We start from the raw sequence: 13,873 nt of genomic DNA on the forward strand, positions 1-13,873 counted from the left end.
CTGTGCTCCGGCGCGTAAGTCCGGCTTAGAACGTGGTTGAAAATAAGGATTTATGTGGAAAACCAGGATTATAAATATATTTTGATATATAAATAATATCTTATCTCTGATATAATAAAAAACAGATAACAAGAGGTATTGGTAAATTTTGAAGGCCCCTCTGTAGCAGACTGTGCTGATTCAAATGTCAGTATCCGGGGCGCATAAATGTTTCAGTGTGATATCTGTGTCCGGACACCGGAAAAATTTACCTCAAAACAAAAAAGCGGAGGAAGAGTATGGCACATTCAAAGAGTCAAAATGCCTGTCTTGTATGCGGCAAAGAGTTAATTTATCATGAAGAAAGCGTGGAAATGGAGTGCATATACTGCCATAAAAAATTTATGAGCAATGCGGCCTGTGCGGACGGCCACTATGTATGTGATACCTGCCATTCTAAAAAAGGGATTGAAGCCGTAAAAGAGATCTGTCTGCATAGTAAATCAAAGAATCCGTATGAAATTGCGGTTCAGATGATGGAAACCCCATTTATCCATATGCATGGTCCGGAAAATCATGTGCTGGTGGGAGCTGCTCTGCTGGCAGCTTATAAAAATGCAGGCGGTGACATCGAATTGGATACGGTAATAGAAGAGATGAAAAAACGCGGCAGTCAGGTGCCGGGAGGTACATGCGGCTTTTGGGGATGCTGCGGTGCAGCAGTCAGCACCGGAATCTTTGTCAGTCTCGTCACAGGTGCCACACCTTTAAGCGGAAAAAGCTGGGGTCTTTCCAATCAGATGACATCCAGGGCGCTGGCACAAATCGGAGCCATTGACGGCCCCAGATGCTGCAAGAGGAATGCTTTCCTTGCCATGAAAGAGGCCGTGCGGTTTGCAGAGGAGCATTTACCAAACGCAGAAGGCAAAACGATTCAGATGGAACTGCCGGATGAGATCATATGCACGTTTACAAGTAAAAACCATCAGTGTATCGGGAAAAGATGCCCGTTTAATGCGGTAAACCATAAAAAGAAAACAGAATGATTACGGCTGCAGCCAGATAAAGGGGCTTTCATCGGGTACAGTGGATAGATTCCAAAATGAGGTGAAACATATGATTATATACACAGCAAGACACGGACAGACAGAATGGAATGCTCTCCATAAAGTCTGCGGCAGAACAGATGTGGATTTAACCCCGGAAGGATATAAGCAGGCTGAAGCATTGGCCGAAAATGTATCCGGGTGCCGCATCCATATGATCTATTCCTCACCCCTGCGCCGCGCGGCGGAAACCAGCAGAATAATTTCAGAGCGAATGGGAATCCCCTATTTCACAGACAACAGACTGATGGAACAGGACTATGGCATTTATGAGGGCGTGGATAGAAAAAATGAGGATTTTCTGAGGAATAAGAAAAATTTTGCGTTCCGTTATCCCAGCGGGGAATCCATGATGCAGACTGCCGTTCGTGTGTATGGGCTGTTGGATGAGATCAGAGAAAAAGAGGCAGGTAAAAATGTTTTACTGGTCAGCCATGGCGGAGTCTGCCGGGTCATCAGATCTTATTTTGTGGATATGACAAACGAGGAGTATTTCAATTATACGCAGAAAAACGGAGCTCTGGAGGTATACGAATACAGATGAAAGACAGTTTGAACAGGGTATTGGGCATGCATGTCAAAGTGATCATAGACAGGCCTCTGGGCAGCTATCATCCGGAACACAAAGACCTGTATTATCCCATTAATTATGGATATATCGAAGGAATCCTGGCTGCTGACCAGGAGGAACAGGACGTCTATTTTATGGGCATCCATGAACCTGTCGAATGCGCGGAGGGTGTTATCATCGCTGTGATCCACCGGAAAAACGATGTGGAGGATAAGTGGGTGGCAGCTCCTGAGAATATGAAATTCAGCATTGATGAGATAGAAAAGGCAGTGCATTTTCAGGAACAATACTTTGATCATGAGATTCTGATGCAGGATACGCATGAATAAAAGGGTATCAAACACAAACAACGAAAGAAGGGATAAGATGGGAGAACTATCAAAGCTTCTGAATATCGGCCCGGTGGTAGAAGAACAACTCAATCAGGTCGGAATCACTACTTATGACCAGTTAAAAGAAATAGGAAGCAGGCAGGCATGGTTAAAGATCAAAGCCATCGATGATTCTGCCTGCATCCACCGTCTGTATGGCCTGGAAGGGGCAGTACAGGGAGTGAAAAAGAGCCAGCTTTCACCGGAAGTAAAAGCCGAATTGAAAGAATTCTATCATCACTGTAAATAACCGATAAACAAATCCTGCCGCCCGTAAAATCCACATGCCGGTTCAGGAAAGAAATACAGCCGCACAGTATACGGAAGAATCATACTGTGCGGCTGTTTTATGTCCTTATGCTTTAGAGGGTGCATGAGACAATTGTTTACTTACTTAAGCCGTTAATCATTTCAGAAAGTTCCTGATCATCGCAGCTAAAAGGAAGGGTGAGTGTATTTCCCGGTTCCTGATAGAGAGAGACAGTTTCCAGTGCGTGGGGATTACCTGCCCAGGCACGCCTTGCGACACCACACATGACATCATAGTTCACTGCACGGCAGATGATCTCATCCACCTCAGGAGAACCGTCCAGGAGCAGGCCGTAGCCGCAGCTCTGAGAATTGCCGATGCCGGTTCCGCCGCCGTTGTGCATGGTCATCATGGTCATTCCCATGGCAGCGTCACCGCCGTAGACAAGTGCGGACATGTCTGCGGTTATGTTGCTGCCGTCATGGATGTTGGAGGTTTCTCTTGAGGGTGCATCCACACCTCCGGTATCCATGTGATCCCGGCCCATCATGATAGGCCCGGTTTTGCCTTCCCGTACCAGACGGTTGAAGGCAAGCGCGATCTTTTTCCTTGTCTCGCCGTCCTGATAAAGGATTCGGGCCTGAGTACCGATGACCAGATTGTTTTCACCTGCGTGTTTGATCCACAGATAGTTGTCATAGTCCTGGAACCGGCGGTCTTTGTCAATACAGTCCATTGCGGTCTGGTCTGTAAGTGCAAGATCTTCCGGTTTTCCGCTTAATACAACCCAGCGGAAGGGTCCGTAACCATAATCGAAGAGGGTCGGCCCCATGAATTCTTCCACAAAGGATTTGTAGATGAATCCATCCAGATCATTTACTCCGTTCCGGCACACTTCCCTGATTCCGATGTCATACATTGTAGTAGTCAGACTGTTTCCGTAGTCGAAGAAATAGGTACCTCTGGAACGCAGGATTTCGATCAGTTCGTGATGCCGGAACAGTGTTTTCTTTACTTTTTCTTCAAATAAAGGTTTGTTTTCGGCAAGCATTTTTGTCCGCTCTTCAAAGGTAAGACCCTGTGGACAGTACCCGCCGTCAAATGCCACATGGCAGGATGTCTGGTCTGTGAGCAGGTCGATTTTCTGGTCTGTTTCCACCGCGTATTCCAGCAGATCTACGATATTTCCATGGAAGGCAATGGAGACCGGTTCCTTTTTTTCCTGATATTCTTTTGCAAGTGCAAAGGCTTCTTCGGGGGTACGTGCCATGGATTTTATCCATCCCAGGCGCATACGCAGCTCTATTTTAGAGACGTCCACCTCTGCGATGATGCCCACGCCCTGGCAAAGCTCAATGGCTTTACCCTGCGCCCCGCTCATGCCTCCAAGGCCTGCTGAAACCAGCAGGTTTCCGCGGAGGACTTCCTCATTGCTTTTGTGAAGGATCTGCCTGGCTGCTGCCAGGAAGGTAGAATACGTACCGTGCACAATTCCCTGGGAGCCGATATAAAACCAGCCTCCGGCGGTAAACTGACCATAATTGGTGACTCCAAGGGCAGCGCAGCGATTCCACTGTTCCAGATTATTATATTTACCTACCATGAGACCATTGGCAAGAATGACCCTGGGGCAGGAGCGGGCTGATTTGAAAAGTCCTACGGGATGACCGGAGCTGACTACAAGAGTCTGTTCTTCTGTGATTTGTTCCAGGTATTTTTTTATGAGCCTGTACTGCATCCAGTTCTGGCATACCTGTCCGGTTTCTCCGTATGTGACCAGTTCGTAGGGATAAAGTGCCACATCAAAATTCAGGTTATTGTCGATCATGACCTGAATGGCCTTTCCGGCCAGGCATTTCCCTTTGTATTCGTCCACGGGTTTTCCGTAGATAGCTCCGTGGGGACGGAAACGGTAGCCGTAGATCCGGCCGTGTTCCATAAGTTCCTGGTAAAATTCAGGAATGATCTCCCGGTGGTATTCGGGGGGAATATAACGCAGAGCGTTTTTGAGGGCAAGCTTTACGTCTGCCTCACTCAGTGCAACCTCCCGCTTCGGTGCCCGGCGTACTGCCGGGTCGAAGGTACCGGGGGAGGGGAGAGGCCCCTCCCATGCATATAAAATAGTGTCCATATTGTATATCCTTCCCTGCCTTTACAGACTGCGTGCCAGCTCGTAGGCATCCCAGACTGCATACATAATATTGCGTACTCTCCGTGCGTCACCCAGCAGATAAATCTCATTTTCTTCCAGGCTTAACTGCTCGTAAAGTGAATTGTTGGAGGTATATCCGATGGCACAGACAAATGTGTCAGCGTCTAATTTGTGCTCTTCACCGTCTTTTGTGTAGGTCACCGTGTTTCCTTCGATGCATTTGACGCCTGCGCCTGCAATCTGCTGTACATGGTGGAAGTGCAGCAGATCCTTCAGCATGATCTTATTCATATGGGGAACCGGTGCCCCTGCAGATAAAATCTCAGGCAGGGCTTCCAGTATCGTCACCTGTTTCCCGTTTTCAGCCAGGTCAAGGGCCAGTTCGCATCCTACAAGACCGCCGCCGATGATGACGGTATGGCTGCCCGGTTTGATCTCGCCGGAGAAGATGCGCTCTGCAGGGTACATATCGTGATTTCCCGGCAGACGGAGGGTCCGCGGCGTGGAACCGGTGGCAACGATCACGGCGTCATGGGGATAGGATTTCAGGGTTTCTGCCGTAACAGCAGTATTGTAATGAATCTCCACACCCATTTCCTCCAGGGTTCTCTGATACCAGTCAATCAGCTTTAAGTCATCGTGCTTGAATGAAGGTGCACCTGCCAGATGAAGGGAGCCGCCCGGCCGGTTGCTTTTTTCCAGGATGACAGGGGAATGTCCTCTGAGTTTCAGTACTCTTGCTGCCTCCATACCTGCCACGCCGGCGCCGATGATGAGAATCTTTTTCTGTACACATGCGGGCTTCAGATCATAGTATGTCTCTCTTCCGCAGGAAGGGTTCACTGCGCAGGAAACAGGTTTGGCGGTGATAAGCCGGTTCATACAGCCCTCATGGCATCCGAGACAGGGGCGGACAAACTCGAATCTGCCGCTTCGGATTTTATTTACCGTGTCAGGGTCAGCCAGAAGACTTCTGCCCAGGGCGATCAGGTCGGTTTTGCCATCCCGCAGGGCTTCGGAAGCCAGGTCCGGATTTTCCATGCGTCCGGCAATGAGGATGGGGACATCCATTTCTTTTTTCAGAATTTCGCCGAAGGGAAGGTTCATTCCCTTTTCAAAATACATAGGCGGATGGGACCAGTACCAGGAATCATAGGCTCCGGCATCCACATCCAGTGCATCGTAGCCTGCTTTGACCAGAATCTTGGCAGCTTCGATACCTTCCGGGATATCACGGCCGAGTTCTTCAAATTCTTCGCCGGGAAGGCCACCCTGGCGCACGCCTTTTATGTAGGATTTTAAACAGTAGCGAAGGATGACCGGGAATTTCTCACCGCATTTTTTCTTGATATTCTGCACTACTTCACAGGCAAACCGGAGACGGTTCTCCAGGCATCCGCCGTATTCATCCGTCCGTTTGTTAAAGAACGGAATGGCAAACTGATCCAGAAGATATCCCTCATGGACGGCATGGATTTCAATACCGTCAAAGCCTGCCTGCTGGCAGATTTTTGCCGTATCGCCGCATCGTTCTACGATGGTATGGATCTCATCCACGGTCAGTTCCCTGCACATAAGGTTCTCATCCCAGTAACTGCTGATCGGGGAGGGGGCGATGGGGGGCTGTCCGCAGAGCAGGTGAGGTTTCAGCACACGGCCGAAGCCGGCAGTGAGCTGAGTGAAAATTTTGGAGCCGTAAGCGTGGACACGCTCACACATTTCCGCTGTGTTCATGATAAATGTGGAAGGGTTGTCCGTGGGGCACGGCATGGTTCCGTCCACTGCTTTTTCAATATCGTTTTCCGCGTAAATGGTACCTGTGATGATGAGGCCCACACCGCCTTTGGCCCTTGCCACATAGTATTCAATTCCGCGTTCGTTAAATGTATTCTCAGCGGTTACCATACCGCCGGTGCCCATGGCTGCCATCACATATCTGTTTTTCAGGGTACAGCCTGCCAATTGGTAAGGCTCAAATAAGATTTTATGGTTTTCTTTCATGATTTTCACACTCCGAATATAGATTTACCGGTTTGTCACACCAGTATTTTTGCCATCAGCGCTACCATTGGAATCAGAATGATGGTGCGGATGAAGAAAATTTTAACAAGGTCTCCGAAGCCTACGGGAATATCAGATTCCAGCATGGCGTTGGCACTCTCCGTAAAGAATATGATCTGTGATGTGGACAGCACAACAACGAAAAACGCACTGGCCGCAGCCACAGCTTTGCCTTTGATCAGGGTTGCCGGTATGGACAACGCAAAGATTCCCACAATGGAGGAAGCAGCAATCTGCTGTGCATCCGGAAGTCCTAAGAGACTTAAGATCGGTGCCATGGGAATGGCAATCCATTTGGCAATAGGTGTATAGTTAAAAATCAGAAGGCAGATAACGGAAAGGGATACAATAAAAGCATTTACCTTGATACCAAACATAAAAGAAGATTTCAGCTGTTCTAAAAATACAGTGAATTTTGTTCCCGATGCTTTTTCCAGGGCATCCTGGTACGCGGTGGGAAATGTCTGGCCACTGTAGTGTTCCGGTTTTCTCTGGGCCTCTGTCTGTACGGTTCCGTCAATATAGGTATCCGGTTTTCTGGACAGCGGAGGAATACGGATCATAATTGCCGCCAGTACAAATACACAGATAAAAGCCGCCAGTACAACCTCGCTGTAGAGATTTTCTATTCCTGCAATGGATGACAGGAAGGCAAAACCGCCCAGACTGGCAATACTGAAGTTGGTGGTGATGGAGCTGGCTTCTCTGGCTGTATATACTTTCTTCTGATACAGGTCATTGGTGATCATAACGCCTGCCGCGGGAGCTGCCACAAAGGAAGAAATAGCATCCACAGCCGATTTGCCGGGTACCTTATAGACACGGCGCATGATCGGCTCGAGCAGTTTTCCCAGAAATTCCAGAAAACCGAATTCTGTGATAAAGGCAACCAGGGTTCCGGCTACCATGATGGCAAAGAACGAATCAGCGGCAATGCTCAGAGAGGTCTCTCCGATCTCCGGGTCTATAATGGGAGCAGGCCCAATCTGGAAGATAGCCATGACACTGAAAATAGCTGCAGTGACATAGGTAAAGTAGGAGAAAAGATTATCTTTCTGATAAGTGCTTTTCAGGATGCCGGGTACATTTTTTCCGTATTTTACATAGATGCTGGCTGCCAGTACAACAAGGCAGGAAATCATAACAAAAATATACTGGACTTTTGGACCAAGTGCAGTCTGAATGATGTCCATGATATGTACCATGGGCACTTTTTTGTTGCCATTGTAAGGAATGGTAACAAAGAAAAGAAAAACACCGATAATACTGCAGATAAAGAAACGTACTTTAATGCTTGAGCTGTATTCTTTTTTATTTTCCATATTTAACTCCTATATTCTTTAAAAGACGATGGGGCCGCAGGCGTTTTCCACTGCCTGGAGCAGGCTGTCATCAGCAAGCAGTTCTTCACAGGTATTGATTTCAGGGTAGAGCTCACGGTCTTTGTCATAGAATGGGATTCTGCTGCGGACCATGTCATAGGCTGCTTTTGTTCCTTTTCCAAGCGCACCCTTTTTACCGGCATCTGACTGGCTTCTTAAATCAATTGCCTGGCAGGCACAGAGAATTTCCATAGCCAGTACACGACGTACATTTTCGGCAATATCCCGGGCTGTTCTTGCGGAGATGGTGCCCATGGATACATGGTCTTCCTGGTTGGCGGAAGAAGGAATGCTGTCCACGCAGGCCGGATGAGCCAGTATTTTATTCTCAGATACCAGGGCAGCAGCACAATACTGCACGATCATATAACCGGAATTCAGTCCGCCGCCCTCTACCAGGAATGCGGGAAGTCCGTAGTTGAGGGCCGGATTTACAAGACGCTCAATACGGCGTTCTGCCACATCTGCAAGTTCAGCGACAGCGATACCGAGGAAATCAAAGGTGAGAGCCATGGGCTGTCCGTGGAAGTTTCCGCCGGAAATGACCTCCTGGGTCTCCGGGAAGATGATCGGGTTGTCTGTTACCGAGTTCATTTCCACTTCTATCTGGTCAATAATGTAATTCAGGGCATTTTTAGATGCACCGTGAATCTGGGGCAGACAGCGCAGGGTGTATGGGTCCTGTACGCGAAGCTCGCCCTGCTCTGTCGTCATCTGACTGCCTTCCAGCAGTTCATTTAAAATGCGGGCGGTGTCGATCTGGCCTTTGTGCGGGCGGGTGAGATGGACCTGTGGTTTCAGTGCTGTTGTGATACCGTTCAGTGCTTCAAAGGAGAGGGCTGCCGCGATATCTCCGTATTTGATCAGGCGGATGGCATCATATACTGTGAGGGCTCCCACAGCGGTCATGACCTGTGTTCCGTTGATCAGCGCAATGCCTTCTTTTTCATGAAGGTTGATGACCGGGATTCCTGCTTTTTCCATGGCCTCTCTGCCCGGATAAATGTGTCCCTCATATTCAGCAAGCCCCATGCCCATCATGGGAAGCACCATGTGGGAGAGCGGAGCCAGATCGCCGCTGGCACCCAGAGAGCCTTTCTGCGGAATGACGGGGTGCAGATGTTTGTTCAGCATGGCAACCAGGGTTTCCACTGTCTCGAGACGTGCACCGGAGAAGCCTTTTGCCAGATTGTTCAGACGGAGCAGAATGATGCCGCGGACTACTTCTGCCGGGAATGCCTCTCCGGCTCCCACTGCATGGGTCATGATCACGTTTTTCTGAAGCTGTACACAGTCCTCTTTGGAAATGACAACATCGCTGAATTTGCCGAATCCTGTGGTAACACCATAAACGACTTCTTCGCGTTCTACAAAATCATCAATGATTTTTCTGGATGCACGGATGCGTTCCACTGCCTCCTTGTCCAGTTCCACGAAAGCGTCAAAACGGCAGACTGCCACCAATTCGTCCAGCGTCAGTGTTTCCCCTGTTATTACTACTGTTTGCATAAAAAATCCTCCTCTTTTTTATATGTGGTTTTTCTATAAACTTCACACGCTTTTCTTTTATTATAGACAACAGATGTCAGTTTATCGTCACTTTCTGACTTGACATGTCATGCAAATTAAAGTTTTAACAGGAAAAAGTGAAAAAGGAGGAGATGTTCAGGATGACGATTCAATGAATTCTTTACGGAATGCGAAAATTCAGATATAATGTAAGGCAGATATTTCAGATATGTTCCAGTGACATAAACTATATATCAGCAAAGGGGAAAACAGGAAAAATGAAAATTACGGTTCATTTTCTGGGAAAACCGGAGATCATCAGGGACGGGGTCCGGGTGGTGATCCCGCAGAAAAAGATTCAGGCATTGCTATTATATCTTCTTTTTAATGAGAGCTGTTCCAGGGATGAGCTGGCAGCCCTGTTCTGGGAGGAGCAAAGTGAGGAGGGAGCCAGGCGAAATCTGCGGAACAGCCTGTATAAGCTGCGGACACTGTTGGGGGATGGTGTTCTTGTGACCATGGGGAAAGAGTATATCAAGCTGGACCCGGAGATAGAGATTGTCAGGGATACCGATGTATTTCTCATGGACAATGGTGAAAAATATCTGCTGCAGATGGAGAACTGCTGCTTTTTAGATAAGTTTCATCTGAAAAATTGTGTCGGGTTTGAAAAGTGGGTGAGCAGTATTCAGAATGTGTATGAGAAGCTGTTTGTGGACCGTTTTCTTCCTGCCATGAAAAAATGCATGGAGAGAGAGGATTACACTGCGGCGGAGGGATATGCAAGGAAAATACTGCTCCTGGACCCTTATCAGGAGAGGGCCTGCTGTGCGCTGATGCAGATTTATGCGGCGCGCAGGGATTATAACAAGGCGGTACTGGTCTATACCGGGTTTGCGGAGAATCTGAAGAAGGATGTGGGAGTGGAGCCGGAGCCACGTACAAAGGACCAGTATGAAAAAATCCTGCTCATGCGCAAACGGCGCAGGGAGGAAGGGGACGGCTCTCTCTACGGCGGCCATCTGCAGGCTGTGGCAGAGCTCTCCAAGGAGTATCTCAGATACAGCCGCAGGGAGGAGGCGGATATCTGCATTCTCTGCGGAAGTGTTGGCATGGGGAAATCCATGGTCTTAAAAACGTTTATTGAGAGTATGGAGAACGCAAGGGTGATCTCCGTGGAGTTCCAGGTTTCAGACCAGCAGGTCAGATATCTGGCTTTGGAGAAAGTGATGGAGCAGATCTGTGACAGATGCCGTATTGCTCTTCCCCAGGAGAATATGGAATTCTTCGGGGGAAACAGTGATATCTGTTACAGGAACCGGATGGAGATCATGATGAAGGCGGTCAGGAGAAAGGACGGCAATTATATTCTGCTGCTGAGGAACATGGAATCCGTGGATGAACAGAGTCTCAATCTGCTTATCTCCTGTTTTTTTGAGCGTTACAGAAGAGACTTCTTTATATTAATGGAATACTGCCCGAATTTTCAGGCACAGCCGCAGCTTCTGGCACGCCTGGAATCTGTGTCACGGGTGAGGGTGGTGAGACTCCGCCATCTGACGGAGGAGGAAAGCAGAGCATATCTGGTGGATGCCCTGGGAGAAAAGTTTCCGGAAAAACTCTCCTCCCACAGCATCTATGAATATACAGGCGGAAACCTGAGGTTTCTGAAGGATGTGGCGGAAAATATCCGTGTAGGGGCAGAAGAGAATTTTCAGTTTCTGCCGGAGACGGAGAGGACACTGGAGAGGCTGTTTTCCGGATTCAGGCAGGAGGAATACGAGTATCTGGAGTATTTGTCTGTGATGGAGCACGGTACCGATGTACAGCAGCTTAGCAGTATGCTGGAAGAAAACTCCGTGAAGGTGATGAAGATCCTGGATTTTCTCATGCGAAGAAGGCTCCTTTCCGAGACCGGCGCGGGAAAGCACAGGATGCTGAAAATACGGGAAAAAATGGTGCGGGACATGATATATGAACGCACCTCCCAGTTTAAGCGGCTGGAACTTCACAAGCTGGCGATCCGGTATTATGAAAAGATATACCAGAAGAACAGAGGGGTATATTTTTATCTGTCCGAACTGCGGTATCATTACAGTTTTACAGACTGCGAGTATGAGAAGCTGTATTATGATATTATGAATCTGCAGTATGTGCTGGACTATTACGATGAATTTTTCCCTACGGTGGTCAATGATGAAGATACGAGAAAGAGTTTAAGGCTGGACAGGGAACGCATTTATCAGGATATGGACGAGTATACCCAGCGCCTGGAAGCCATGGAGGATGAGGTGGATTTCAGGGATTATGAGGAGCTGCATATGGTCCTTGATTTCCTGGCAGGGCGTTCGCTCACACGTGACGGCAAGCGTAAGCAGGGGATCGTGTATATCCAGGAGATGATAAGGCGCGCCAGGGAGCTGGAACGGACGGATATGCTTCTCAAGGGATACGTGGAATTGATCTGCTTTGGCCTGAAGGAGGGCAGTGTCAAGTGGATGGAAAAGTATCTGAAGGAGGCAAAATCCACAGAGAACCTGAAGGCTTATGCCAGGGAGAGAGGGGTACTGCTGAGGCTGGAGGGATACTGCAATATCCTGAAAGAAGAGTATGACAAGGCAGAAAATCTGCTGCTCTCCTCCATCCAGTTATTTGAAAGCCCGAAGATGAAACGGGCCAATTATTTTAATGTGGCAGGCGCCTATGACTATCTGGCGCTGATCTACAGGCGGCGCGGGGAGTATGAGAAGGCCGGTAAGATCATGGAGAAAGCCATCTGTCTCTGCCAGGAAAAACGCGTGACAAAGAGCCTGGATCTGTTTTATGAGGATTACGGATATATTTTATATCTGCAGGGGAACTATGGGGAGGCAGAGCGGTATTTTCAGAAGAGCGCCAGAATCTACGATGAGTTCGGTACCTATTGGCTTCGTTCGGTGGGGGAATGCTGCATGTCCGTCATCGCCCTGTCCAGAAAAGAGGAGGACAAGGCGCTGGAACATTTCCGTATGGCTGAAATCTTTTCACAGAAAGATATGACAGCGGAGGAACTGAAAATGCTGGAGGATACCAGGGCAAGGCTGAAGGCGGCAAGAGTTTTGAGGTGAGACAGTAACGGTTCGGTGGTCTGAATGGTTACTCGTGATTTATTGGGCAATGGTATACCGGGTATTTTTGCCTCTGCCCTGTTGGGATAAAAGTTTGTACTGCAGCATTCGTTTGATAAGACGGTTGGAGGTGGCCTGGCTGACAGTCAGCAGGTCCTCCACATCCCGACGGGTGACAGCACCCTGCGTTTTTGCCAGGCTTAAGACCTGTTCCATCATTTTGGATTCCGGAGTCTGTTCTGTACTTATCCTCGAATCTGCATTGAGATTGGGGAGTATGATTTTAAATGCATTACTGCTTGTCTTGATCTGTGGTGTCTTCCCTGTTCCCCAGTAGGCACTCATGATTTTTTGTATACCGGTACCGTAGGCTTCAATAAGTTGGAGACGGTAGAATATGTTGGCCAGTTTCGGGTTGCGGCATACAGAGAGGCCAAGCATAATATCATCCAGAGAAATTCCGTCCGGCAGGCCGCCGATGGAGACAAATTCCAGCCGGTCGGGATATATGCTGATTAGAGTGGCCGCACTGTAAGAGTATTCGCGGTGGACTAAGGCGTTGAGTAGTGCTTCACGTACAGCAGATTCCGGATAATCGCGGTTGTCAATACGTCTCAGTTTGTCAAATTCCGCATGGGTTTGATTTCTCAGGTCAATATAATCATACACATCAGTGAGCTGCTTGAGCAGGGAGCCGGAAAACTCTCGGCGGTCTTTAAAAACGCTCTGGTCATCTGTTTCAAAAACAGCAGCCTTGATCGTATGGGTGCACTGGTCTGAGAGAAGCTGGCCAAGATTAGTATAGAGATTATCGTGATTCAGGATACCAAGTGTTTTTTTCTGTGTGGTTTCAAAAGCAATCTCTCTTTGAGAAAATTCTGAAGCCGCGGCATAGAAAGTCAGCTCCTGTTCCAGAGAACGTATGGATTCAAAACTGTCTCCATCGGTGTCTTTTATCATACGACGAATCGCAGTGTCTGTTGCCGGTACAGAGGAGGTGCCCTGCCTTACATAGACGCCCTCCGGGCGCAGTCCTTTTTTGGACAGGTAATAAGGACGTTCTGTACCACGTTGTATATGGATCGCTGTTATATTTTTGCCATCATAATTTAGTGTTTCATAATGAAGAAACATGGTAATATCAGGTTTAATGCTGTCACGCACCATATTTGCAATCTGCTGTATTGTCTCATCGGGATTGTGAATTCCAGTGATATTACCGCTGTCATCCACTCCTATATATAAAATACCGCCGTTGCTGTTTGCAAAGGCAATGATTTCTTTTTTTATATCGTCCACAACAATTCGTTTCAGTTCTGTTGTTTCATTTTCCTGAAATATCATAAAAATACCCTCCTTTTCTTATTTTACGTTTTACGCTGTTG

At 48.1% G+C, this 13,873-nt stretch carries 10 protein-coding genes; 5 read left to right on the forward strand and 5 right to left on the reverse strand.

Annotated elements, in window-relative coordinates:
• Positions 1-278 precede the first annotated feature (278 nt).
• From LC508_RS26355 to LC508_RS26370, 4 genes are all read left to right on the forward strand, one after another.
• The gene (locus tag LC508_RS26355; RefSeq protein ID WP_054351064.1) at positions 279-1,025 is read left to right on the forward strand and encodes a DUF5714 domain-containing protein; all 747 of its coding nucleotides are present in this window, start codon (positions 279-281) and stop codon (positions 1,023-1,025) included.
• Between the two features lie 70 nt (positions 1,026-1,095).
• Positions 1,096-1,629, forward strand: coding sequence for a histidine phosphatase family protein (locus LC508_RS26360; protein ID WP_054351033.1), 534 nt, complete (start codon positions 1,096-1,098; stop codon positions 1,627-1,629).
• Positions 1,626-1,985, forward strand: a complete 360-nt coding sequence (locus LC508_RS26365) for an inorganic pyrophosphatase (RefSeq protein ID WP_197064089.1) — start codon at positions 1,626-1,628, stop codon at positions 1,983-1,985. Before LC508_RS26360 ends, LC508_RS26365 begins: the two co-directional genes overlap by 4 nt.
• A gap of 37 nt (positions 1,986-2,022) precedes the next feature.
• On the forward strand, positions 2,023-2,277 hold the full coding sequence (locus tag LC508_RS26370) for a TfoX/Sxy family protein (protein ID WP_033140272.1): 255 nt from the start codon (positions 2,023-2,025) through the stop codon (positions 2,275-2,277).
• A gap of 136 nt (positions 2,278-2,413) precedes the next feature.
• Here the strand turns inward: LC508_RS26370 and LC508_RS26375 are convergent, their stop codons facing one another.
• The 4 genes from LC508_RS26375 to hutH are packed head-to-tail and all read right to left on the reverse strand — an operon-like array spanning position 2,414 to position 9,381.
• Complete coding sequence (locus LC508_RS26375) at positions 2,414-4,408, reverse strand: urocanate hydratase (RefSeq protein WP_033140241.1); 1,995 nt, start codon at positions 4,406-4,408, stop codon at positions 2,414-2,416.
• A gap of 21 nt (positions 4,409-4,429) precedes the next feature.
• Positions 4,430-6,430, reverse strand: a complete 2,001-nt coding sequence (locus LC508_RS26380; RefSeq protein ID WP_103731700.1) for an oxidoreductase — start codon at positions 6,428-6,430, stop codon at positions 4,430-4,432.
• A gap of 35 nt (positions 6,431-6,465) precedes the next feature.
• Complete coding sequence (locus tag LC508_RS26385; protein WP_033140239.1) at positions 6,466-7,812, reverse strand: YjiH family protein; 1,347 nt, start codon at positions 7,810-7,812, stop codon at positions 6,466-6,468.
• A gap of 18 nt (positions 7,813-7,830) precedes the next feature.
• Positions 7,831-9,381, reverse strand: a complete 1,551-nt coding sequence (gene hutH / locus LC508_RS26390; protein WP_033140238.1) for a histidine ammonia-lyase — start codon at positions 9,379-9,381, stop codon at positions 7,831-7,833.
• Between the two features lie 278 nt (positions 9,382-9,659).
• Here hutH and LC508_RS26395 point away from each other — a divergent pair, with 278 nt between their 5' ends.
• Entirely contained in the window at positions 9,660-12,488 is a 2,829-nt protein-coding gene (locus tag LC508_RS26395; RefSeq protein WP_033140271.1) for a tetratricopeptide repeat protein, read from the forward strand.
• 39 nt (positions 12,489-12,527) lie between these two features.
• Here the strand turns inward: LC508_RS26395 and LC508_RS26400 are convergent, their stop codons facing one another.
• On the reverse strand, positions 12,528-13,832 hold the full coding sequence (locus LC508_RS26400) for an RNA-binding domain-containing protein (RefSeq protein WP_033140237.1): 1,305 nt from the start codon (positions 13,830-13,832) through the stop codon (positions 12,528-12,530).
• Positions 13,833-13,873 lie beyond the last annotated feature (41 nt).

Source organism: Blautia parvula, assembly GCF_020215665.1.
In the GTDB taxonomy this organism is placed as follows: Bacteria; Bacillota; Clostridia; order Lachnospirales; family Lachnospiraceae; genus Blautia; species Blautia celeris.

Excerpts from the sequence above, each read along its gene's own strand:
- LC508_RS26355 (WP_054351064.1), top strand. The coding sequence starts at position 279 with ATGGCACATTCAAAGAGTCAAAATGCCTGTCTTGTATGCGGCAAAGAG.
- LC508_RS26360 (WP_054351033.1), top strand. The coding sequence starts at position 1,096 with ATGATTATATACACAGCAAGACACGGACAGACAGAATGGAATGCTCTC.
- LC508_RS26365 (WP_197064089.1), top strand. The coding sequence starts at position 1,626 with ATGAAAGACAGTTTGAACAGGGTATTGGGCATGCATGTCAAAGTGATC.
- LC508_RS26370 (WP_033140272.1), top strand. The coding sequence starts at position 2,023 with ATGGGAGAACTATCAAAGCTTCTGAATATCGGCCCGGTGGTAGAAGAA.
- LC508_RS26375 (WP_033140241.1), bottom strand. The coding sequence starts at position 4,408 with ATGGACACTATTTTATATGCATGGGAGGGGCCTCTCCCCTCCCCCGGT.
- LC508_RS26380 (WP_103731700.1), bottom strand. The coding sequence starts at position 6,430 with ATGAAAGAAAACCATAAAATCTTATTTGAGCCTTACCAATTGGCAGGC.
- LC508_RS26385 (WP_033140239.1), bottom strand. The coding sequence starts at position 7,812 with ATGGAAAATAAAAAAGAATACAGCTCAAGCATTAAAGTACGTTTCTTT.
- hutH (WP_033140238.1), bottom strand. The coding sequence starts at position 9,381 with ATGCAAACAGTAGTAATAACAGGGGAAACACTGACGCTGGACGAATTG.
- LC508_RS26395 (WP_033140271.1), top strand. The coding sequence starts at position 9,660 with ATGAAAATTACGGTTCATTTTCTGGGAAAACCGGAGATCATCAGGGAC.
- LC508_RS26400 (WP_033140237.1), bottom strand. The coding sequence starts at position 13,832 with ATGATATTTCAGGAAAATGAAACAACAGAACTGAAACGAATTGTTGTG.